Annotated in this window: 20 protein-coding genes; 8 read left to right on the plus strand and 12 right to left on the minus strand. The window is 70.2% G+C overall.

The window, feature by feature from the left end; all coding sequences use genetic code 11:
- Positions 1-51: 51 nt before the first annotated feature.
- From I6A81_RS17365 to I6A81_RS17375, 3 genes are all read right to left on the minus strand, one after another.
- On the minus strand, positions 52-1,092 hold the full coding sequence (locus I6A81_RS17365; protein WP_202999796.1) for a zinc-binding dehydrogenase: 1,041 nt from the start codon (positions 1,090-1,092) through the stop codon (positions 52-54).
- 94 nt (positions 1,093-1,186) lie between these two features.
- On the minus strand, positions 1,187-1,624 hold the full coding sequence (locus I6A81_RS17370) for a nuclear transport factor 2 family protein (protein WP_202999798.1): 438 nt from the start codon (positions 1,622-1,624) through the stop codon (positions 1,187-1,189).
- Positions 1,621-2,463 (minus strand): SDR family NAD(P)-dependent oxidoreductase, encoded by an 843-nt coding sequence (locus I6A81_RS17375; protein ID WP_202999867.1) that lies wholly within the window; start codon positions 2,461-2,463, stop codon positions 1,621-1,623. Before I6A81_RS17375 ends, I6A81_RS17370 begins: the two co-directional genes overlap by 4 nt.
- A 118-nt stretch (positions 2,464-2,581) precedes the next feature.
- Between I6A81_RS17375 and I6A81_RS17380 the strand changes: the two genes are divergently transcribed.
- Both I6A81_RS17380 and I6A81_RS17385 read left to right on the plus strand, forming a co-directional pair.
- Positions 2,582-3,211, plus strand: a complete 630-nt coding sequence (locus I6A81_RS17380) for a TetR/AcrR family transcriptional regulator (protein ID WP_202999800.1) — start codon at positions 2,582-2,584, stop codon at positions 3,209-3,211.
- 443 nt (positions 3,212-3,654) lie between these two features.
- A complete protein-coding gene (locus I6A81_RS17385; RefSeq protein ID WP_202999802.1) occupies positions 3,655-3,864 on the plus strand; it encodes a hypothetical protein in 210 nt (69 codons plus the stop codon).
- A 75-nt stretch (positions 3,865-3,939) separates the two neighbouring features.
- On the opposite strand, the gene I6A81_RS17390 is transcribed toward I6A81_RS17385, so the two are convergent.
- Positions 3,940-4,506, minus strand: coding sequence for a hypothetical protein (locus I6A81_RS17390; RefSeq protein WP_307874722.1), 567 nt, complete (start codon positions 4,504-4,506; stop codon positions 3,940-3,942).
- Between the two features lie 866 nt (positions 4,507-5,372).
- On the opposite strand from I6A81_RS17390, the gene I6A81_RS17395 reads away from it, so the two are divergent.
- Positions 5,373-6,002 (plus strand): nuclear transport factor 2 family protein, encoded by a 630-nt coding sequence (locus I6A81_RS17395; protein WP_203010234.1) that lies wholly within the window; start codon positions 5,373-5,375, stop codon positions 6,000-6,002.
- A 324-nt stretch (positions 6,003-6,326) separates the two neighbouring features.
- Here I6A81_RS17395 and I6A81_RS17400 read toward each other — a convergent pair whose 3' ends face one another.
- The 3 genes from I6A81_RS17400 to I6A81_RS17410 form a co-directional block, all read right to left on the minus strand.
- Entirely contained in the window at positions 6,327-8,579 is a 2,253-nt protein-coding gene (locus I6A81_RS17400) for a WD40 repeat domain-containing serine/threonine protein kinase (protein WP_202999806.1), read from the minus strand.
- 306 nt (positions 8,580-8,885) lie between these two features.
- Positions 8,886-9,839, minus strand: coding sequence for an IclR family transcriptional regulator domain-containing protein (locus I6A81_RS45615; RefSeq protein WP_202999807.1), 954 nt, complete (start codon positions 9,837-9,839; stop codon positions 8,886-8,888).
- 39 nt (positions 9,840-9,878) lie between these two features.
- On the minus strand, positions 9,879-11,135 hold the full coding sequence (locus tag I6A81_RS17410) for an LLM class flavin-dependent oxidoreductase (RefSeq protein WP_202999808.1): 1,257 nt from the start codon (positions 11,133-11,135) through the stop codon (positions 9,879-9,881).
- A 460-nt stretch (positions 11,136-11,595) separates the two neighbouring features.
- Here I6A81_RS17410 and I6A81_RS46215 point away from each other — a divergent pair, with 460 nt between their 5' ends.
- On the plus strand, positions 11,596-12,138 hold the full coding sequence (locus I6A81_RS46215) for an SMI1/KNR4 family protein (RefSeq protein ID WP_202999809.1): 543 nt from the start codon (positions 11,596-11,598) through the stop codon (positions 12,136-12,138).
- Positions 12,139-12,312: 174 nt separating this feature from the next.
- Here I6A81_RS46215 and I6A81_RS17420 read toward each other — a convergent pair whose 3' ends face one another.
- Positions 12,313-12,648: a hypothetical protein gene (locus I6A81_RS17420; RefSeq protein WP_202999810.1), complete on the minus strand. Its 336-nt coding sequence runs from the start codon at positions 12,646-12,648 to the stop codon at positions 12,313-12,315.
- Between the two features lie 299 nt (positions 12,649-12,947).
- On the opposite strand from I6A81_RS17420, the gene I6A81_RS17425 reads away from it, so the two are divergent.
- Positions 12,948-13,532 (plus strand): DUF4291 domain-containing protein, encoded by a 585-nt coding sequence (locus I6A81_RS17425; protein ID WP_202999811.1) that lies wholly within the window; start codon positions 12,948-12,950, stop codon positions 13,530-13,532.
- Between the two features lie 373 nt (positions 13,533-13,905).
- Here the strand turns inward: I6A81_RS17425 and I6A81_RS17430 are convergent, their stop codons facing one another.
- Positions 13,906-14,826 carry a carbon-nitrogen hydrolase family protein gene (locus tag I6A81_RS17430; RefSeq protein ID WP_202999812.1) on the minus strand — a complete coding sequence of 307 codons (921 nt, stop codon included), beginning with the start codon at positions 14,824-14,826 and terminating at the stop codon, positions 13,906-13,908.
- A gap of 660 nt (positions 14,827-15,486) precedes the next feature.
- On the opposite strand from I6A81_RS17430, the gene rnhA reads away from it, so the two are divergent.
- A complete protein-coding gene (gene rnhA, locus I6A81_RS17435) occupies positions 15,487-15,939 on the plus strand; it encodes a ribonuclease HI (RefSeq protein ID WP_202999870.1) in 453 nt (150 codons plus the stop codon).
- Between the two features lie 133 nt (positions 15,940-16,072).
- On the opposite strand, the gene I6A81_RS17440 is transcribed toward rnhA, so the two are convergent.
- The 3 genes from I6A81_RS17440 to I6A81_RS17450 form a co-directional block, all read right to left on the minus strand.
- Positions 16,073-16,774 carry a nucleoside/nucleotide kinase family protein gene (locus tag I6A81_RS17440; protein ID WP_202999815.1) on the minus strand — a complete coding sequence of 234 codons (702 nt, stop codon included), beginning with the start codon at positions 16,772-16,774 and terminating at the stop codon, positions 16,073-16,075.
- Positions 16,775-17,025: 251 nt separating this feature from the next.
- Positions 17,026-17,343: a MazG nucleotide pyrophosphohydrolase domain-containing protein gene (locus I6A81_RS17445; RefSeq protein WP_202999817.1), complete on the minus strand. Its 318-nt coding sequence runs from the start codon at positions 17,341-17,343 to the stop codon at positions 17,026-17,028.
- 390 nt (positions 17,344-17,733) lie between these two features.
- Positions 17,734-18,540: a methyltransferase gene (locus I6A81_RS17450; protein ID WP_202999819.1), complete on the minus strand. Its 807-nt coding sequence runs from the start codon at positions 18,538-18,540 to the stop codon at positions 17,734-17,736.
- 64 nt (positions 18,541-18,604) lie between these two features.
- Between I6A81_RS17450 and I6A81_RS17455 the strand changes: the two genes are divergently transcribed.
- Together I6A81_RS17455 and fxsT are read left to right on the plus strand one after the other, a co-directional pair.
- Positions 18,605-19,144: an RCC1 domain-containing protein gene (locus I6A81_RS17455; protein ID WP_202999821.1), complete on the plus strand. Its 540-nt coding sequence runs from the start codon at positions 18,605-18,607 to the stop codon at positions 19,142-19,144.
- A gap of 98 nt (positions 19,145-19,242) precedes the next feature.
- On the plus strand, positions 19,243-21,773 hold a 2,531-nt coding region (gene fxsT / locus I6A81_RS17460), incomplete at its 3' end, for an FxSxx-COOH system tetratricopeptide repeat protein (RefSeq protein WP_307874723.1).

Raw genomic sequence — 21,773 nt, forward strand, 5'->3', positions numbered from 1 at the left:
GGGTCCGGCCTGAATCCACACCACATAGAACCCGCGGGATCGAACGCCCTGTCAGCCGTTTGGGTGGATGACGATTCGGGGTGGGCCTTCGGATCGGCGGGCGCGGTCGAGCGCGGCGGGGACGTCGTCGAGGCCGATGACCTCCCCAACGCTCGGGAGCGGGTCCAGCCGGCCGGCGATGATCGCGTCGAGTGTGCCGTACCAGTCCTCGGGGTGTGGGCCGCCGCCGAACTGTATGGTGACGCCCTTGTGGGTGGCGGTGGTGCAGCTGAGCTGGTCGCCGGTGTACCAGCCGCCGGCGGCGTGAACGCGGGTCCACATGTCGCAGGAGTCGACGATGTGCTGGACGATTCCGGGCGCGCCGACGCATTCGAACACCACGGCGGGGGTGGTGACGGCGCGCGCCGCCGCGGTCTGTCGCCAGAGGTCGAACGGTGATCGCTCGTCGGGGTTGACGAGGAGGTGCGCGCCGAAGGCGTCGGCGGCGAGGCGAAGGCGCTCGGGTTTGCGGTCGGACACGATGACGGGGTCTATCCCGCGGGCCATGAGCGCGGCGACGGTCGACAGGCCGATCGCGCCGGCGCCGATGACGATCGGGATCTCTCCCGGGACGATGCGCGAGGAACGCACGTAGAACTCGCCGACGGCGAAGGCGTCGACGAGCGCGGCCGCGTCGCTCGAGACCCCCTCGGGCACGGCGCGGGCCATCGCTTCGGAGACCAGCAGGAGTTCGCCGAAGCTTCCAGGTGCCTCGGGGTGCTGTCCGATGACCTTGGTGCCGGTGAGGCCGCCGTTCACGAGCAGGATCGGCATCGCGGTGACACGTGTGCCGACGGGGAACGTGCCCGCGCAGCCGGGGCCGTGGGCGACGACCTCGCCGACGAACTCGTGACCGAGCACGATGTCGCGGTCGGGGTCGTAGACGAATCGGCCGGTCCCGTCGTTCACGACCTCGGGATGGTCCATGAAGTGGACATCGGACGCGCAGATGGCGGTGCTCAAGGTCCGCAACAGAAGTTCGCCTGGCCCGGGAACGGGGTCGGGCGTCTCGCGGACCGTGAGCTGGCCATCGCGCAGGACGACGGCACGCATCAGATGTGGATCATTTCAGGCATGGTTGTCCGTTCGGTTCGTCGCCACCGCGCGGTGCCTCTGTGGCCGTCTTTCGCCTGATGGCGGGAGTGGATCAGGCCGTCAAGGACCTGTCGATGGCCTGGAGGTGCACTGAGGTGAAGCGGCGGCGGGCGATACGCCATCCATCGCCGGCGCGGATGAGCTCGTCGTCGTAGAAGCCGATGGCGCGCACGCCGTCGCGGTTGTCCGCGCCCAGGACGAGCGCGTCCACGTAGCTGCGTGCCCGCGCCGAGCCGTCGTCGTCCGTTTCCACGGCGATGTTGGTGATGCGGTGCAGGGTGTGCCCGCAGTCCGCGTGCGCGCGGGTCATCCAGTCGGTGATCTCGTCCACGCCGTGCCAGTGGCCGATTGGGCCGTAGTCGGCCTCGCAGTCGTCCGTGAAGCATGTACGGAACAGCGACCAGTCGCGCCGGTCGATGCCGGTGGCGTACCGCACCAGGATCTCGGCGAGGTCTGCCTTGACCGCGTCGTCGGCCGCGGACGCGCTCACGCTTCCACCTGCTGGCTGGTTCCCATGGTGGCCGAGCCCATCTGGATCATCAGTCGCACGGCGTCGCCGCGGGGGATCGCGCCCAGCTGCCGGGCGCCGTCGCGGAGCTGGTCGCCGACGAACCAGGTCGGACCGTTGGCGAGGTTGGCGATCGCCTCGTCGGCGACGTCCTCCGCGCTGGTGGCCCCGGGGATCGGGCTCGGGTCGTCGGGACCGTCCAGGAGCCCGCGGCGAGCCAGCAGCCGGCGCAGCGCCGGGGTGTCGGTTGAGCCGAGGACGAGGCTGAGAACGTCGACACCCTGGGTGTGGAGCTCAGCCCAGAGCGCTTCGCCGAGGACCATGTCGAAGGCCTTCGTCGCCGCGTACGTGACCATGTTCGGCGCGCCGACCAGTCCCGCGCCGGAGCCCACCAGAACGATCCCGCCATGGCCGCGTTCGGCCATCGGACCCGCGAAGTGGTGGCACATCTGTACGGGCACGGCACAGTTCCTGTGGATCATGGCGAGCGCGGTGTCGACGGGGTTGGCGAGAAACGGCTCGTAGTTCGCGTCGGCGCCGGCGCAGTAAGCCATGAACCCGACCTCGATGTCCGAGGTCGCCGCGACGACGCGGTCCATCGCGTCCCCCGCGGCGAGATCGATCGCCACGGCGCGTGCCTGCGTCCCCGCCGTCGCCCGGATCGACGCCGCCACCTCGTCGAGCAACGCCTGCCGGCGCGCGAGCAGCACCACGTGCACGCCGGCGGCCGCCAGCCGGCGCGCGAGCGCGGCACCGACCCCGTCGGACGCGCCGGCCACCACCGCCCACGGCCCATAGCGGGCACGAAACGATTCGTCGATCTTTGTCACCAGTGCCTCCTCTGGCCCGACTTACGGAGATAGCGTCCTGTAAGTCGATTACGGGACCGTACTCCTATAAGTGGGAGGTCGCAACCCGCGCGCCCGTAGGCTGGCAACGGTGACGACGGATCCCGTCGCCCGGCGGCGCACCGGTCGCCCACGCGACGCCAGCATCGACGCGCGTGCCCTCGATGCGGCGCGTCAGCTGCTCACGGAGGACGGCTTCGCCGCCACCACGATCCAGGCGGTCGCGGACCGCGCCGGCGTGCACGCCTCCGCGATCTACCGGCGATGGCCGTCACGTATCGAGCTGATCGCCGAGGCCGTGTTCCCGGGTCCGAGCCCGCTGAACATGCGACCGACCGGCGACCTCCGCCGCGATCTTCGCCGGTTCGTCGACGCCTACCTGGAGGTGTTCACCGCGCCCGCGGCCCGCGAGGCCGCCGCCGGCCTGCTCGCGCACAGCCAGACCTCTACCGGCCCACGGCAGCCGGAACTGATCCGGCGGATCTCCGCTCGTCCCCAGTTCGCCGACATCCTGCGCGCGGCCCCACCAGGCAGCATCGACCCCGCCGTGGACCCCGATGATGCCTTCGACATGCTCCTCGGCGCGATCCTGACCCGCGTTCTTCTCGCCAACACGATCGCGCGACACACCCCGGTCGAGCGCATCGTCGACATGACCATCCGAATGCTGCGACCCGACAGCACGGTCGCGACCGGACCGGCGGCTCTCAGACGCGCCTGATCCATCCGCGCCGGCTGCGGCAGGGTAAGGGATCCACTCTCCCTTCGGATCAGTGCTGGTGGTCGTGCCGACCCTGAGAACCACACGCACGACCGGCGACTCGGGCCAGCGAACGGACGTGGCCGCCGTCGGCCCGGGCGAGAACCAGACGCGGGCCCGGATGATCGAAGCCACGCGCCTGCATACTTGATCGCGGTTTCTACCGGGCCACGTCGAACGAGATCGCCCGACGGTCCGGGTTTACCTGGGGCCATCCAGCGCCAGTTCGGCAGCCGGGAGGCGCTCCTGCTCACCGTCTACGAGCAGGAATGGGCGCACTTGTTGGCGACCATGCGTGAGGCCTGTGTCGAGGGTGACACGGCCGAGGAGAGATCCGGAGCCTCTTCTACATTCTGAAGGGTCACTATGGGCGGCCGGAGGCCTTCGCCGTCCTGCAGATCACGATGAACCTTCGGAAGGATCCGAAGAGGTCACCCGCGACGCTCGACATCATCCGGAAGTCGACGCGGGAGGCGGAGAAGCTCATGCCGCCGCTGGCGCGTGAGGCGCTCGGAACGACGCCGACCTTGCGCTGCGGTACCTGGTCTTCTACACCATCCGTGATGTCTGGCGTCTTCGCGCTGGTGGCGCAGACCCTCGTGCTCTCTGAATAGTTTGCGTGGGCCAGACACTCCGGTGCGCGAGACCAGGTGCCGGATGATCCGCGGAACGTCAGGCTGGCCGCGTTCTCACCGTCGGGTCGGTGTGGTCTGGTCGGTGGGTAGGACGACCTGGCCGGTGACGAATTCGCTCCAGAGGCCGAAGTGGTGTGCGCAGCGCGGGTCGGCGGTCTCGAGGTAGCTGACCGTTCGGCCGTCGTGGTGGGTGACGGCGCCAAAGGTGATGACGAACCGGCTGGTGCCCGGCCGGTCCCGCGGCGGTGTGGCGGTCGGGGGGAGGAGTTCGTCGATCGCCCAGGTGTATGTGGACTGGTAGGGCGGTGACACGCGTTCGAGGGTCTGTTCGAGGATGAGGCCGGTCGTCGGGAATGCGAGCAGGATGCCGGGGCCGCCGGCGATCTGGCTGTTCACGGCGACGGCCTGGACCTGGCTGCCGTCCTGGTAGGAGCCGGTGGCGGAGCCGACGACCGACTCCGGTGGGCAGGCGGCGACGCCGGCGGCCTGGACGGTCTCGCGTGTGCAGATCGGGAACGCGTCGGGGTTGAGGCGGATCGAGGAGTCGAGGAGGAAGACGAACCGTCGGGCGGCGGCCGGTGTGGCGCCGTCGGCGGTGCGGCTGTGGCGGTCGAACGTCACGTTCAGGCCTCCCGGGGGTCCGGAGGCGGTGGTGGTGACGGTCAGCCGGTCGAGGTTCGTCGGGCCTTCGACGTCGGGTTCGGTGGGGCGTTGCGGGCCGAGTGGGGCGGGGTCCGGCGGGCGTGTGGTGGCCGAGCCCGGGACGGCCGCGACGAGAAACGAGGAGGCGGCGGCAAGGCAGACGGCCGCGAGACGGACCGGGGCCGGGGCTTTCCACCGGGCGCGTCGGCCGATCGCCTTCCTGGATCCCGTATCCCGGAGGCTGGCGGGCGCGCCGGCGTTGTTCGGCGTCGTGTGACCTGGGCGTCCGGGTATTCCGGAGGACGTCGCGGGATGTGCGGCCGGATTCGGTGCTGGCATTGTTGCCTCCTGCGGTGTCGGCTGACGCGGGTCTGGGTCGCTGGCAGGACAAGAAGGCCATGGGCGGGGTGCTGGTCGCATCGGCCCGCCGTGCGTCGGATACCGATACTTGGGTCGGTGGCGACATGGACGGTGGTACGTCATCGCCACTGGACCGTGGTAGGTGTCGGCGGCGGCAGGCTGGCATCCGAGCGGTGAGCCGGGGTAGGTACACGGGTCGTTCGAGGCTGCCGGACGTGGCGGCGTCGAATGTCACCGGGGTAGCGGGTGGTCGAATCCCGATGTCGGCCTTCCCGGTTATCGCGCCCCCATGCGTCGAGAGGCATCGCGGTTTCCGTTCGATCTTCTGGATCCCCGTGTTCGTGCCGGGGCGGGGATCGGACCTGAGGCCAGGGTGTGATGGTCCGCGGTGCCTGGAGCGGATGGACCGTGGCCAGATGCGGTCGGCGGGGGTGGGTGGTCTGCTCCCGTCGTCGTTGTTCCGTCCGTTCAGGGAGGACGCGCTGATGGCGGATGCCGAGCGTGCCGCGGCCAGGACCCGTCGACTCAGAAGAATGAATGGAGCCTCGACCATGGCGGGATGGCGCCTGGTGCCCGCGCTTGCGGTGGCGGCACTCGCACTGTTGACGTCGGGTTCCGCGCTCGCGGGGTGCGCGACGGGCGACGACGCGCCACCGTTGGTTTCCGCGACCGCCACCGATCCCGATCCCGAGGCCGCTCGCGAGGAGCGCGTCGCCGTCGACACCCGGGGTTTTTTGGATGCTTTCGAACGGCGTGACCTGGACTGGATCTCGGGCCTACTGGCGCCGGACGTGACGCTGGTCCAGCCCATGAGCTTCGACGGGTCCCAACAACCGGCGATTCGCTTCGCCGGCAAGGAGCAGGTCGTTGGCTACTTCCGACAGGTCTTCGCTGGAATGGGCACGATCAGCTTCGTCGACCGGCGGATCACGGTCGCGGCCGGCGGCGACACCGTGATCGTCCAGGCCAACGGGAACTTCACCACCGCTGCTGGGAGCCCCTACCGCAACGTGTACCTGTTCCGCTTCGACTGGCGCGACGGCCGTATCGCGGCCGGCGAGGAGTACGCCAACCCGATCACGGCCGCCCGGGTCCTCGGCCTGCCGATCGGCTGACCACGACCGCGGCCTGACACCGGCGTTGAGGAATCGGGCGGTCTCGTTCCTCGTCAGCGGGAGGCGCGGGTGTGGGCCAGGCGGACCGAACCCGTGCGTTGCCCGGCTCGGGCTCGTCCGAACCGTCGCGCACAACACGGGCACTCGATCATGAAGTCGGGGGCCCGACGGTTGGCAGTCACCAACCTGCTGCCAGCGAATGTGCACCCCAGAGATGGTGCGGGCGATGATGAGGCGCTGGATCTCGCGCGTGCCCTTGAAGAGGTTCGGGGTTTTGGTGGAGGTAGACGCGGCCGGAGGCTTCGAGCTCGGACCCACGGGCGGTCAGGGCAGGGACCACAGCCACACGGTGTGGTCGCTGCTGGCGCTGGCCAGCACCTGGCTGTCCGGAGAGAACCGCACGGACAACACCCAGCCGGTGTGGCCGGTCAGCGGCCCGCCGCGAGGCTTCGGGTTGGAGCGGTCGGCCACGTTCCACAGCCGCACCGAGTTGTCGAATCCTCCGCTGGCCAGGGTGCGGCCGTCTGGGGAGAATGCCAGCGACCAGATGCGGTTGGTGTGCCCGGTCAGCGGCCTGCCGACCGGGCGCGGATCGTCCGGGATTGCGAGGTCCCACAGCCGGATCACGCCGTCGGAGCCGCCGGTGGCCAGGGCGCGGCCATCGGGGGAGAACGCCGCCGCGAACGCGACGGTGGGCCCGGCCACGGACCGCTCCAGCCGACGCGGGGCGGAACGGTCGGCGATGTCCCAGAGCAGGACGTTCTTGCCGTTGCCGGCGCCGGCCAGGATGCGGTCGTCCGAGGAGAACGCCACCGAGGTCACATAGCCGGTGTCATCGGTGAGTCGCGTGAGCTGCTGTGGCGCGACGCGGTTGGTCATGTCCCACAGCCGCACCGTCTTGTCGTCGCCGCCGCTGGCGAGCGTGCGGCCGTCCATGGAGAACGCCACGGACCACACGGGTCCCGTGTGGCCGGTCAGCGGGCGGCCGACCAGTTCGGGCGCGTAGCGGTCGGTCAGGTCCCACAGCCACACGGTGCCATCCCAGCCGCTGCCTACCAGGATGCGCCCGTCCGGGGAGAACACCAACGACGTCACCCCGTCGCGAGGACCGGTCAGCGGGTGGCCGAGTCGCTTGGCCGCGGAACGGTCGGTCAGGTCCCACATCCACACCTCGCCGTTCCTGCTGCTACTGACCATGATCTGCCCGTCCGGGGAGAACACCGCCGACAGCGCCCAGTCGGTGTGGTCGGTCAGTGGACGCCCGAGGGACCGGGTGCCGTTCTCACGGCCGAGGGTGAGAGTGAGGGTTAGGGCGGTACCGGCGGCACCGGAAAGCAGCAGCGCGACCGCGGCCGTGACATGCCGGCGGTGCGGCTGCGGCGAGCGGCGCCGGGGTGTGTCTGGCTGGCCAGGATGTCCGCCGCGCGGGCCCTGAAGATCATCGCTGGCGGGCGGGTGGCCGTCGGCGTCGTCCAGGGGCGCTGTCTGGGCCGGAGGCCCGGCCGTCGGCCCGGTCGAGCTCTCCTCCAACTCCGGGTCCATGTCGCCGTCGAGTCTCGCGGCGCGGGGATAGGTGATCGTCGGATCGGGGGCCAAGGCGGCACCGGCCGGCGGCGGCAGGATGAGCGTCCCTGTGGCGGGGCCGGCGAGGGCACTGGGCCGTTCGGCTGCTGCGCGGACCTCGTCGGCGAGCCGGACGGGGATTCCCGATTCGGCGAGCCACCCGGGGCCGCAGGAGGCGGCGGCGGCGCGGGCGAGGTCCAGAGCGAAGGCGCGCGCGGAGGGCGGCCGCCGGTCCGGATTCCGGTCCAGCGAGCGCGGGATCACGTCGGCCACCGCGTCGGGCACGCCGACGGGGGCCGGCGGACGGTCACCCAGAAGATGCCGGTCGCGATACCGAGACGGCAGGGGTCCGGCGGACGTGCCGGCCGGCCCCACGTCCGCGTCTTCGAAGGGCACGTGGCCGGCCATAAGGAGGTAGAGCATCACCCCGAGCGCGTACAGGTCCGTGTAGGGTCCGAGCCGACCCGCCAGGAACTGCTCCGGTGCCATGAACATCGGCGTGCCGAAAACCCGGCTGGCCGTCGCCGCCGACCCGCGGATCAGCTTCGCGATCCCGAAGTCGACCACCTTCGGCAGGCCGGCGCCGTCGAACAGCACGTTGTCGGGCTTGATGTCGCGGTGCAGGACACCGCGATCATGCTCGGCGGACAGCGCGTCGGCCACCGCCAGGCCCACCGCGCACGCCTCGCGGTGGCCGAGCCGCGGCGTCCTGCGGGTCAGCGTCCCCCCGGCGAGCATCTCCATGACGATCAGATGCAGGTCGCCGGACTCGACGTGGTCATAGACGCGGACGATGTGGGGGTGGTCCAGGCTGGCCAGGATCCGGCCCTCGGCGGCGACGGGACGGGCCTGACCCGGGCTGCGCCAGCCCGCGGAGACCACCTTGATCGCGACGTCGCGCTGCAGACGTCGGTGCCAGCCGGCCACCACCAGTCCGAACGATCCGGCTCCGATCTCGTCACCTAGCGTGTAGCCGGGCAACGCCGCGGCAAGCTGTGTCTGATCAACGATCAAGACAGATCCTGACCACGCCTCCACATAGTGCGTGAGAGTAGCGGTGCCACTACCGTGCCACGCGACGAGGGTGCCATCACCTGGGGAACCCCGGCCGCCGGCCGCGACCGTGGCCTCCACCGCCGCAACAGCGCCGACTCGACACCAACCGGGAGATCACAAACTCGACCGGGAGACAGATACGTGAGACGGCACCTGCACCGGGCCAGAACTCGATTAGGGACCTTGATCCGCGACTTCCTCTGTGCGCGGGGCGTGCGGGAGGTGGCGCTGGCGGGGCGCGCCGGGCCTCGTGGCCGGGCGGGATCAGGCCGGGGTGTGAGCCAGGTGGTCGGCGACGGCGCGGCTCTCCGCGCGCAGTGTGCGGGTGATGCGCGCGTGGCGGGCGGTATCGAGGTCGCCGGTCGCGACCACGGCGAGCGCGAGGATCTCGCCGTCGCTGCCGGGCAGCAGCGGGGTCGCGTAGCACCACAGGCCGGCGATCGTCTCGCCGTGCTCGAAGTGGACGCCGTGGCGGCTGCCGGCCCGGATCGCGTCGCGCAGCCGCGGCCAGGTGGTCGGCGTCTGGCCGGTCAGGGTCGGGTACGGCTCGGGTGGCAGGACCCTGCGTCGGTCCGCGGCGGGCAGGGCGGCGAGCAGCGCGCGGCCGGCGGCGGTCGCCCAGATGGGATAGCCGCCGTCGGCGCGCTCGATCGGCGGGATGCGGGCGGGCGGGCCGGCGGCGGGCAGCCGGGCGGCGATCGGCACGGCGCCGCCGCCGAGAAGCTGGCAGAGCAGCACCGTTTCGCCAGTGGCTCGGGCCACCCTGGTGATCGGCCCGTCGCTGGCGGCGCGCAGCCGTTCCATCCAGTCGACCGCCATGCGCAGGGAACGCGGGCCGACGGTGTAGCGGCGCTGCGGGGTGCGGGTGGCGTAGCCGCGTGCCAGCAGTGTCGCCAGCAGCCGCGACGCGGTCGCCGGGTCGACCTCCAGGTGCGCGGCGACGTCCGACGTCCGGACCGCCCGTGGGGCGGCGGCGACGAGCAGTTCCAGCGCGGCGAACGCGCGGTGGATGGACCGCACCCCGCCGGCCGTCGGACTCACGCCGTCGCCGGCGACTCCGGCGGCCGTCCCGGCATCGCCGCTCGCGTTGCCGGCGCCGAGGTTGCCGCCGACACGGTCGCCGCGTGTCCTGCCGCCGCCGCTGGTCTCGTCGCCGCGGTCGTCGTCCCGGTCGACGTCGTCCCCGTTGACGTCGTCGTCGCTGTTGGTGCCGTGCACGCGGTCGGCCCTTCGAGCGAGGTTGCGCCGGCGGCGCGGTCAGCCGGCGGCGGAAACCGGATCGGCCGCGGCCGGCTCGTTCGGTGACACCTCCGCCGGCTCCACCGACGACAGCGCCGGGATCACATGTTCCCCGAAGAGCTGGATCATGTCGAGCATGCGCTGATGCTCTGTCATGCCGCCGGCGGCGTTGAAGATGACGTACTCGACGCCGGTCTCGTCGCGCAGCTTCTCCAACTGCTCGCCCACCTCGTCCGGCGTGCCGACGAGCAGCGCCCCGGCGGCGACCATCTGCTCCAGGGTGCGCGGCACCGGGCCCTCCTGGCCGGGCAGCCGCCACGCCTCGAAGAAGCCGAACTCGCCGAGCCAGTCGGTGGTCATCACGGCGCCCTGCCGGGCCGCCTCCCAGGCCTCCTCGTGGGTCGCCGCCACGGCCAGTGCCCGGGACAGCGCGACCCCGCCGCCCGGGTGGTACGCGCCGACGCCGACCGTGCGGCCGTAGCCGGCGGCCGCCGACGCGTAGGCCTCGAAGATGCCCCGGGCCTGCTCGGGCTGGGTGGCGATGGTGACGATCGTGCTGCCGACGCGGGCAGCCCAGTCGAGGGTCTGCGTGCTCTGCGTGAGGGTGGTGAACAGCGGCGGGTACGGGGTCTGCAGCGGCTTGGGGACGGTGGCGAGCTCGGTCACGACGCCGTCGGTGACGCCACCGCCGAGGCGGGCCGTCACCGGGTGCGGCCAGGGCAGGCCGGGTGGCGGGACCTGGATGAACTCTCCCTCGTACGACCACAGGTCCCGGGTCCATGACCGGCGCATGACCTCGAACCACTCCTCGAAAAGCCGCCGGTTGCGTGCCTCGGCGTCCGTACGCCCGGTGCCGGCGGCGTCGGCGTGGTAATGCTGGGCGAGGGTAGCGATCGACCGGTTCTGGTAGCCGCGGCTGAGACCGACGTCGAGGCGTCCGCCCGTGAGATGGTCGGCCATCGCGATGTCCTCGGCGAGCCGCAGCGGGTTCCAGTTCGGCAGCGCCAGGCCCATCTGGCCGTGGCGCAGCCGGGTGGTGTGCTGGGCGAGGAAGACGTTGAGCAGCAGCGGGTTCGGCGTGACCTGGTAGCCCTCCACCTCGAAGTGGTGCTCGGCGAGCATCAGCGACGTCCACCCGTAGGTGTCCGCGCAGATCGCCTGCTCCTTCAGCTCGGCGAGCGCCGTCGCGTACAGGCCGGGGTCGAGGCCGAGCAGCCCGGAACCGAGCTGGTCATGGCGGGCGACCGCCACCGGGTAGAACAGCGAGAACCGCACAAGGCCTCCAGCCCGCAGTGGTGTGACCTGCCTGACGCCGCAGCGGCGCCACCTGTCCAGGCGTGACGCCCCCGGTCCAACACAGTCACGGAGCGGCGCGAACCGCCGCAACGGCCTTCTTGCGCAGGGTGCAATCCGCCGGCCGTCGAGAGCAGGTGTGCCTCGCCTCACACCGACCGAGGACAGTCCGACCGGCCGACGCGACCCGCTCGGCGGCATCCTTCACGCGTAAGGGCATGCAGCCTGATCTGTGCGGGCGTACTTTTCGGTAGGTGCACGGCTTCGAGACCTGGCTGGTCAACGGCCGTGACGTGAACACCTGGCCTCCTGGATACCTCGGAAGGTGAGATGGCCATCGTGGTCGGCGGCGGTACGGCCCGTTCACCTGGACTCCTTCTGGGTGACGATCGGTCTCGACTGACCCTTCTCCATGGCTTAGGTCGAGGATGGAGTTTCCGAAATGAATCCGGATCTCGCTGAGGCGATTTCCTTGCTTCCGCTGGTCCCGCAACCCCCGGAAGCCGTTGGAGGCGCCGGCGCGACATCTGAGCAGCTTGACGAGCTATCCGTCCGGCTCGGCTATGCCCTCCCGGCGGACCTTGAAGAGTGGTTGTACCAATGCAACGGAGTTATGGCGGGACCAGGCGGGATCTATGGTGCCGGAAACCCGAGGGCGAGTCTCAACATTGGGTCGGTGATGTCGCTACATCCAGTGTGGAGCGGCCGGTGCTGGATTCCGGTCGCTGGTGGCGGGCATGGAAATGCCTACGTGGTCGATGCGAGCAGAGAACTGTTCGACGGTGACCCTGTGCTCTTTATTGATGTAGCTGAACGGGAGGACGAGCCCACCTTCGTGGCCGCGTCTGGTCTTGGCCTTTTCCTGGTGTTCCTACTGCGACGAGAACTAGGCGAAAGGCGCTGGCCGTTCGAGGCGCGGTTCGTGGCCGAGCGTGACCCTGAAATTTTGCGGCTACCCGCATCGCTACTTCCGTGGAACACGTAAAGGGTGAGTACAAATGCCTGTAGCGTGTCAAACTCGATCCAGGCGTTAGCTCCGGCCCGGAATGGATCTGGCACTGCCGGGCCTGGTCAAGTCAGGGAGCCAAGGGGTACAGCGAGCCAGCGCCCGCGACCATGCCGGGTCGCGGCATCAGTGACGGTTGCGGGCGTCAACTGTCTACGAAGTCGGAGGCGTAAGAGACAACCCGTGGCCGTCGAGAACATCGATCCAGGTGACCACCGAGTGGCTGGGATCAAGGCCCAGCAGGAAGATCACCTCATCTCCCCGCCCCACTTCCATGACCGATGGAGTCGGCGACGCCTCCGGAGCGGTCAGCACGTAGCCGCGGCAGACACCGTGGAAGGGCAGGTCCGCGATCGAGTCGGCAATCGGATCCTCTGAACATGCCTCCCGCAGCATGGTCACAAGGTCATCCACGAGATCGGAGTAGACATCCCTCAGCCGCGGCAGGCCCTCCTCGCCACTCAGGTGAGGCTCCGCGCCGTCAAGCATGTCAAGCCCATCAACTCAGCCCTTCAACGGGCGCCAGCAAATCTGGGTCGATCGTCTACAGAGTCCCACGTGATGTCCGCCGCGTCGCGGTTGGCTCGAGTCTTTGGCGCGATGACACGGGAGCTCACGACGACAGGGTGTCAGAGCCACCGGAGATACCGGGTGATCCTGTGATGCGCGGCGCGCTGGACGCGGCCTGGCTCGGTCCCGGCCAGGAGCATGCCCGGCTGGCGCATTCCGGGGCTGATGGCTGAAATTGGTTGGACGGTGAGCAGGTAGCCACGCGACTCTGATGGGCGATGCGACAGATCCACGCGAGCTACACCGACCAGACGGTCACCGTCTACCAGGCCTACCCGGCCGCGATCGCCGAGCCGGCCGTGCGGGCGGGAACGTTCGTCCCACCCTTCCGCGCCGAGCGGATGACCTGGATCAAACCCTCCTTCCTGTGGATGATGTACCGCTCCGGCTGGGCGACCAAGCCGAACCAGGAACGGGTCCTCGAGATCCAGATCGGCCGGGACGACCTGTCCTGGGCGCTGTCACAGGCGTGCCTGAGCGCGTTCGACCGGCGCCTGCACGACGACGAGCGGGCCTGGCGGGCTGCCCTGGCAGCGTCCCCTGTCCGGATCCAGTGGGACCCCGACCGCGACCTTCACCTACGACCGACCGAGCGGCGCGCCATCCAGATCGGCCTCGGCCCAGAAGCCAGCCGCCGCTACGTCGCTGGCTGGATCCAGCGGATCCGCGACGTGACGCCGCTGGCGCACCAGATCAGATCACTCGTCCGCGTCGGCGCCCTCACCGATGCCCAGGCCCTCCTCCCCGACGAACGGGCCCTCGCTCTCCCGCCAGAACTCGCCGCGCGCCTCGGCGCACGCTGAGCGCCGAGATGCGCCGTGACCCCACCTGACTTTCCACCGGGACGGCCCCCGCCAGGCGGGTCCTCCGCCCTCTGTGGACATGCGCGGATTGCCAATCAGTCCCTTTTCAATCCGGACAAGTCGCGGCAGGCCCGGCGAGGCAAGGCGGACCACGGATGCGACACCTGGTGCCTTCCTCCCGGGGCATCCGGGCCGCTCGCGGGGGAGGCGTAGGCACCCATGGCCGGTTGATCGCCCAGGGTTGTCCGGGCGCTGCTGATCCAGATCCTCGTTGAGGTCAACGATCCGGCGCGTCCCCGGTGCCGCCTGGCCTGCCGAGCGACTCGTGATGGTCGGTCGGCTTGGTGGGTGCCAACAGCCGCCGGTCAGCCGGTCACAGCTGGGTGCGCTGCTCGGAGCGGGAGTCGTGCACGAGCGTCCCGCTATGGAGCGCGCCGCCCATCGCGCGGGCACGCCAGGCCGCGGTGGAGTCGTACAGCGCAGCCTCGGTGTCGATGGTAGAGATCAGCACGCCGGTCCGGTTGCGCGGCAATCGTCCGGTCGTGACACCGTCGGCGCGGACGAAGAAGGCGCCCCAACAACTCTCGCGGGCAGAGGAGTTCGGGCAGCTGATCCAGACGTGGTTGGCTGCCGCTTGCGCGATCATCGTCGCCGGCATGGTGATGCCGGGGTAGGTGCTCCCGGGGTTGAAGCGCTGCACGTCTTCTCCGATGGCGGCGCGGAGTTCGGCCACCTTCCCAGATGTCATGTGGGCGGCGTGGTAGGAGTGGAAGATCAGCTGGACGTCCTGCCGTTTGTGCTCGCGGTACAATTCCGGGTACCGGTAGTCGTGGCAGATCAGCGCACCACACCGAACACCGCTGATTGTGAACACGCTCGGGTGGTCGCCGGGTGTGTAGTGCGCCAGGTCGCCGGTGCGTCCCTCGGGATCGCCGGCGCAGAAACGCTTGTCGTAGCGATCAACGATACGACCCCTGGCGTCAATGATGTAGAGGCTGTTGTGCGGTTTATGATCACCGGTCAGTCGGTGTGTCGAACCAAGCACGACCCACAACCGAAGCTCGCCAGCCAGGGCTAGGACGCGCCGCGTGACACGTTCGAGCAACTCCCAGTCGAACCCGTCATAGTTCGGGAAGTCTGAGCCTGCGTAGCCCGACAGGCATGCCTCCGGAAAGTGCGCGACGTCCGCCCCTTGCTTCCGCGCGGACAGCATCTGACGCATGACGTATCGGCCGTTGCGCGCGACGTCGGCGTCCACCGGAAACTGGCACGTCGCGACCGTCAGCCTAGCCACAAAGTCCCGACGCGAGTCTCGACACGAGTTGAGCCATCCACGGCCTCAGCATTCCATGTCGGTCAAGCGATTAAAGACCGACACAGACCGGATCCAGCCGTAGTGCCGGCGATCGCAACCACCGATCGCCACTCGCCGCACGGCGCCGGGCCGCCTCGGCACCTGCACGACGGGAAGTGGAAGTTCAGCGACGTGATCGACCAGTACGCCGCCGGACTCCGTGACCGGGCCGCCACCGTGGAGGTTCTGGTGAGTTGGCCGTACCAGGCGCCGGACCAGACCGGGCCGAGGCGCGGCGCTGGTCGGACAGCTTCGCCGTTGCCGAGGCCTGGCGTGTCGGCGAAGCCGGTCCGGGGCGGGGAGGGGATGACCTCCTACAGGCATCCCCAGGTGACCGTGATCTAGGATCACGTCGTGGCTCCGACCCCGGACGAGATCGAGGCCGCGCGGACGTCTGCCGGCGGCTGGACCCGTGAACAGCTCGCGGAGTGGGGCGTTGCCTGGCCGCCTCCGCCAGGCTGGAAGAAACGACTGGCCCAGCAGGACGCTTCCTCAGCGGAGGGCCCGGGTCTGGAACCGCCACCGACGCGGCTGGCCGCGGTCGGCGACCGGGCGAGGCTGACTGAGACCGGCGAAGTCCAGCCAGTGCGGCAACCTGGTATGACGGGCGTGGTGGAGATCTTTACGGACGGGGCGTGCAAGGGTAACCCCGGGCCCGGCGGCTGGGGCGTCGTCCTGCGCTACGGCCGCCACGAGAAGACGCTCTGTGGTGGCGAGCCGGACGACACGACCAACAACCGCATGGAGCTCCTGGCCGCCATCAAGGCGCTGGAGTCGCTTAACCGGCCGTCGGTCGCCAAGATCTATACCGACAGCCAGTACCTGCGCGACGGGATCCGCGGCTGGCTGCCGCGCTGGCGAAGCAACGGCTGGCAGACGAGAGAAAAGAAGCCCGTCAAGAACGCTGACCTGTGGAGGCAGCTGGATTCTCTGGCCGGGCGTCACCAGGTCGAATGGGTGTGGGTGAAGGGGCACGCCGGCAATCCCGGGAACGTCCTCGCTGACCAGCTCGCGAATCGTGGCCTTGCCGAGGCGCGTCGGCGCCCGTCCTGAGGCAGGCCTACGGCGATCGGGCAGGCGAACACGAAACGGCAGCCCGCCCGCGCCAACGCGGCATCTAGATTCTCGATTCGCCGTCCCGAAGAAGTGCGGATGCCGCGCTCGCGGCCGGCACCGGTCGATCGGCTCAGACCGAGCGCCAGTGGAGTACGCGCGGCGCCCACGGGTCTTCGTTGTCGATCAGGATGTGGGCTTGGTCGTGTGGGGTCGCGGTGTCGCGGTATAGGGCTTGGCCCGGCAGGTAGCGGGCCTTGTAGCGCTCCTGGACCGTGCCGGCGGAGCCGAAGACCTCGACGTCGCGGTCGAGCGCGCGGCGTAGTGATTCGGCCGGGCTGATGTGCAGGTAGATCGCGAGGTCCCAGTGGGCGCGCAGCTCGGGACGCAGAAGGAAGACGCCGTCGACGAGCAGCACCGCGTTGTCCGGGGCACGTTCGGTGGGGACGTCGAGCGCGGTGTCGGCGCGGTAGTCGAACGAGGCGGGCTGGTAGCGGCGATCGCCGCCGGGGCGGAGCGGGTCAAGGAGGCGGGTGCGCAGAGCGTCGTAGTCGAACGCGTCGTGGAAGTAGCCCTCCGCGGACAGGGAGCCGCGGCGTCGGCGGGTCGCGGCGGGTTGGTGGAAGCCGTCCACGCTGGCGCGGATGACCGGCCGGCCGCGGAGGCCGACGCGGTCGGCAAGCTCGTCGGCGAGCGTGGTCTTACCAGCCGCGTCCGGCCCGTCGATCGCGACGCGTAGCACCCCGCCGTCGCGGTGTCCGGTGAGCAGCTCGCTGAGAGCGTCGAGGAGCGCGGCGCGGGAAGGCGACTCGCCGGCGGGAAGAGGATCGGTCACTGGTCGCTCCTGTCGCGGCGTGTCCCCGCCGCGGCGGTCATGCACGCTGGCTGTGGAGGGTTCCGAGGTCGGAGAGGCCTTCGGACTGGCAGAGGCGGCCGGATGGGCTGCCGGTGAGGCGGCCGGATGGGCTGCCGGTGACGGTCTGGAGGAGTTGGCGGGTGGTGTCGTGGGTTCGTCGCCTCGGTGACCGCGCCGCTCTGCCGGTTGGCGGTTGGCGGTTGGCGACGTTCTCCTGCCGTCGAACGCGATCAGTGCCAGGTTCTGGTTTCATTGAAAGCTTCTTTGTCACGGATGGCCTGCGTGAGGTTGATGTCGAGACGGTTGGCAATGGAACAGGCGAAAATGAGGATGTCGGCGAGCTCCTCGTCGATGCTGCCGACGAGGTCGCCGTCCTGAGATCGGTGACCGTTGTTCTTGCGGACGGCTCGGGCGAGTTCGCCGGCTTCTTCCATCAGGCGCCAGGTCTGCTCGTGCACGCTGTGGCTGGTGAAGCCACGTTCGGTTTCCATGTCGGCGACGTAGCGCTGCAGATCGGTGAGGGTGGCGTCCAGGGCCAGGGGCTGCACGGGGAGTCCTCTCGTCGGGTCGGGCGTGGGCGTCTTCACGCCTTCGCGTTGGGTGCGCTGGGAAGCCGTGTGGGGTCGGGGGAAGCCGAGGGTGGGTGGTGAGCATGATGTCGCCGGCGGCGCCCGCGATGACGACGTCGAGGGCGCGGGTCGCGGACTCCGGGTGGCTCGTGAGGCCTACGCGGAGGAAGTTCTGGTGCCAGCCGGGGTGGCTCTTGATCCCGAGGCGGCGGCAGCGGGGCCAGGTGGCGTGGTAGCCGAAGCACGCGGGGCACGAGCGGCGTGCCTGACGCGGCTGGCCAGGTTGCCCGGAGACGCTCTTGGATGGTCCTGGGGGTGCGTTGGCCTCGGCCGGTGGGCCGGGTGGGCCGGTGGGCGGCCGGGTGGTGGTCATGACCGGCGGATATGGATCAGATGGTAGAGACGGGCGACCTGGCGGTAGGGATCGCGGCGGCCGGCTTGCCATTCGGCTTCGAGGACGGTGTCGAGGTCGGGGCCGGGTGGGGTGTCGCCGAGGTGGTCGGTGAAGACGCGGATGCCGTGCCAGATGACGGGGTCGGCGCCGGCGGCCGCCAGCAGGTCCTGGATCTGGAGGGGGTCGTCGCCGCGGCTGGGGACGCCGAGGTTGCCGATCTCGGTGCCGGTGGTCTCGTCGTCGAGGAGGCTTACGGCCTCGTGCCATCGGGCCTGCAGGCCGGCGCGCAGCGCGAGCGCGGTGGCGTTCTTCCCGACGAGGGAGATCGTTCCGCCGGGTCGTGTCAGGGAGACGAGGACGCCGAGCAGCGGGGCCGGGTCGGGCAGGTACATGAGCACCCCGTGGCAGAGGGTGGCGTCCCAGCCGTCGCCGACGAGCGTGGCGGCGTCGTGCCCGTCACCGAGGACCAGGCTGACACGAGCGCTGACGGGAGCGGGTTCGGCGAGCAGGCTGTCGCTGGCCTGGCCGAGCATGTCGGGGTCGGGGTCGCAGATCGTGACCTGGTAGCCGTCGCGGGCGAGGGCGATGGCCTGGGTGCCGTCGCCGCCGCCGACGTCGAGGATCCTGCCGGGTGGGGCGGGCAGGTGGGTGCGCAGGGCGCGGGTGACGAGGTGCTGGCGGACGACGCCGCGCAGGGTGGCGGTGTGCGCGTGATAAGCGGGTGCGAGGGCGCGGCTCAGGACCCAGTTGTTGTCGGTGACACGTGGGCCAGGTTCGGTCACTGGTTCGGCTCCTTTGCTGCGGCGGATCGTTCATGTCACCGTGGGCCGAAGCCACAGTGTGGCCGTGCGCGCGGACGGCACGGTGCCGGTCCGCATCGACGGGCTGAGCGGCGTCACCAGGGCCGCTGGCGGAGCTGACTTCACGCTGGTCCTGTCGACCGATGGCGGCGCTGTCGGCAAGGTGCTCGGCTGGGGCTGCAACGCGTTGGGGCAGCTCGGGATCGGCAACACGCAGGACACGGCCACTCCGACGGCGGCGGTCGGCGCCCCGGACGACTTCGTCGACCTGGATGCCGGCAACAATCACGCTCTCGCACGGCGCCCCGACGGAACGGCGTGGTCGTGGGGTTCCAACAGTTCTGGGCGGCTGGGTCTCGGGCCGACGGCGCCAGCCTTCGTGCCCGTCGCCACCCAGATTCCGGGTCTCTCCGGGGTTCCAGCGATGGCGGCGGGCCATCTCTTCAGCCTGGCCATCGCCCGACCGGAGCAGGTCGCGAAGCCGCTCCCGAACCCGGGTTCCGGCGAGCCGCCCGTCGACGAACAAGCTCCGCCGTCCGATGAGCCCGAGTGTCCCCTCGCCGTGCCCGACTGCGACCACCCGTAGCACGAATCGGCCCGGCCTCGCGGAAAACACCCGCGAGACCGGGCCGCTACGAAGACGGATCGACCGCTGTGGCAGTGCTCTCTTGCGCTGCTGGCCGGGTGATCGGTGGGATGCTGTGCGTCGTGGTCGATAGCGGGGGCGACGGGTACGAGTGGGACTTCTTCGTCTCGTACACGCAGGTGGATCGGGGTTGGGCGGAATGGGTGGCCTGGCAGTTGGAGGCGGCCGGCCACCGGGTTCTTGTGCAGGCGTGGCACATGGTGGCGGGGATGAGTTGGTCGGAGCGGATGGCCGCGGGGATGGCGCGGTCTGCTCGGACGGTGGCGATGCTCTCGCCGGCGTATGTGGCGTCGGAGGCGTGTGGGGCGGAGTGGCAAGCGGCCTGGCGCTCAGACCTCGTCGGGCGCGGCCGGCGGCTGCTGCCGGTCCGGGTGGCGGAGTTCTCCCCACCACCACCATTCGACGGGATCGTCTGGACCGACCTCTACGGCGTCGACGAGACAGAGGCGGCAACCCGGCTTGGCGGGATGGTCGAAGCCGCAACATCCGGGGAGGCTCGACCGTCCCGGCCGCCGTCGTTTCCCGGGGCTGGTCCGGGCGATGTGGGGCCGCGGTTCCCGGCCGCCGGACGGGCGGGGGTGTGGTCGCTGCCGTGGGAGCGCAACCGGCATTTCACCGGCCGGGAAGAAGAGCTGTCCGAGCTGCGTAGCCGGCTGGTCGGGGATGGGCGGGCGGCGACCGTGCCACAGGCGCTGCACGGCCTGGGTGGGGTTGGGAAGACGCAGCTTGCGGTGCAGTACGCCTACCGGCATGCCCGGGATTATGACCTGGTCTGGTGGGTGCCGGCCGAGGATCCGGCGCTGGCATTGACGGCGTTGGCCGCGCTGGCGGAGCGGGTCGGGGTTGCCGTGGCCGGGCAGGCGGAGGAATCCGCACATGCGGTCGTCGAATTGCTCCGCCAGGGTGGACGGTTCCCGCGTTGGCTGGTCATCCTGGACAACGCCGAGAGACCGGAGGATCTTTACGGCCTGCTGTCGGCGGCCGGTGGCGGCGGGCATGTGCTGGTCACAACGCGGGATCTGGCCTGGTCGCGGCTGGCCGGCACGGTGGAAGTGGACGTGCTCCCCCGCGACCAGGCGGTGGTCTTGCTGCGGGCGCGGGTCCCGCGGCTCCCGGAGGCCGAGGCGGGGCAGATCGCGGCGGCGGTGGACGACCTGCCGCTGGCCTTGGCACAGGCTGGGGCGTGGCTAGCGGAAACCGGCACACCCGCCCGGGACTATGTGGACCTGCTCCGCGAGCGGGTGTCCGAGGTGATGGCCCGGGGCATCCCGGCGGATCACGCGCCGGTCGCGGCGACGTGGACGATCGCCCTGCGCTCCCTTGACGAACCGGCCGTTCTGCTCGCCCGGCTGTGGGCTCAGTTTGGCCCAGAACCCATACCGGTCGACCTGATCCGGTCTGAGGTCGCAGATTTGCTGCCCGCACCGCTCGGCGCTGTCGCCTGTGACCCCCTGGCGCTGCGGGACATCATCGGCACGCTGGTGCGGACCGCAATCGTGCGGCTGGTCGTCGGTGACATGGTGGTGATGCATCGGCTGGTTCAGGCGGTGCTGCGCGACGACACCCCGGACAGTCTCCGCCCGGCGTTGCGCCAGGCGGCATGCGGGCTGCTCGCCCACAGTCACCCCGAGAACCCGACGACGCCTGACGGCTGGCGCCGGTATGCCCAGCTCTACCCCCATGCGCTCGCCACCGATCTGCTCGACACCGACAGCGACAAGGCCCGGGACTTCATCCTTGCCCTGGCCTGGGCGCTGCGAGACCAGGGTGACTATCCGACCAGCCGCCGTCTCGCCGAACACGCCCACCACCAATGGTCCACCCACCTCGGCGAGGACCACCCGGACACGATCCGCGCCGCGGGCAACTTCGCGTCGAACCTCGCAGACCAGGGGGACTATCCGGCCGCCCGTGCCCTGAAGGAGGACGTGCTTGCCCGGCGGCGGCGGATCCTCGGTGAGGACCATCCGGCCACGATCATGGCCGCCGGCAACCTCGCGAACACCCTCGTAAACCAGGGGGACTATCCGGCCGCCCGCGCCATGCAGGAGGATGTGCTTGCCCGGCTGCGGCGGGTCCTCGGTGAGGACCACCCGGATACGATCAGCGCCGCGGGCAACCTCGCGATCACCCTGGGGAGCCTGGGGGATTATGCGGCTGCCCGCGCCCTGGAAGAGGACGTGCTTGCCCGGCGGCGGCGGATCCTCGGCGAGGACCACCCGGATACGATCATGGCTGCGGGCAACCTCGCGAACATCCTGCGGGACCTGGGGGATTATGCGGCTGCCCGCGTCCTGGGAGAGGATGTGCTTGCCCGGCTGCGGCGGGTCCTCGGCGAGGACCATCCGGATACGATCATGGACACGGGCAACCTCGCGGCCACCCTGGGGAGCCTGGGGGATTATGCGGCTGCCCGCGCCCTGGAAGAGGACGTGTTTGCCCGGCGGCGGCGGATCCTCGGTGAGGACCACCCGGCCACGATCATGGCCGCCGGCAACCTCGCGGCCACCCTGGGGAGCCTGGGGGATTATGCGGCTGCCCGCGCCCTGGAAGAGGACGTGTTTGCCCG

It is taken from the genome of Frankia nepalensis (assembly GCF_016786325.1).
GTDB lineage: Bacteria > Actinomycetota > Actinomycetes > Frankiales > Frankiaceae > Pseudofrankia > Pseudofrankia nepalensis.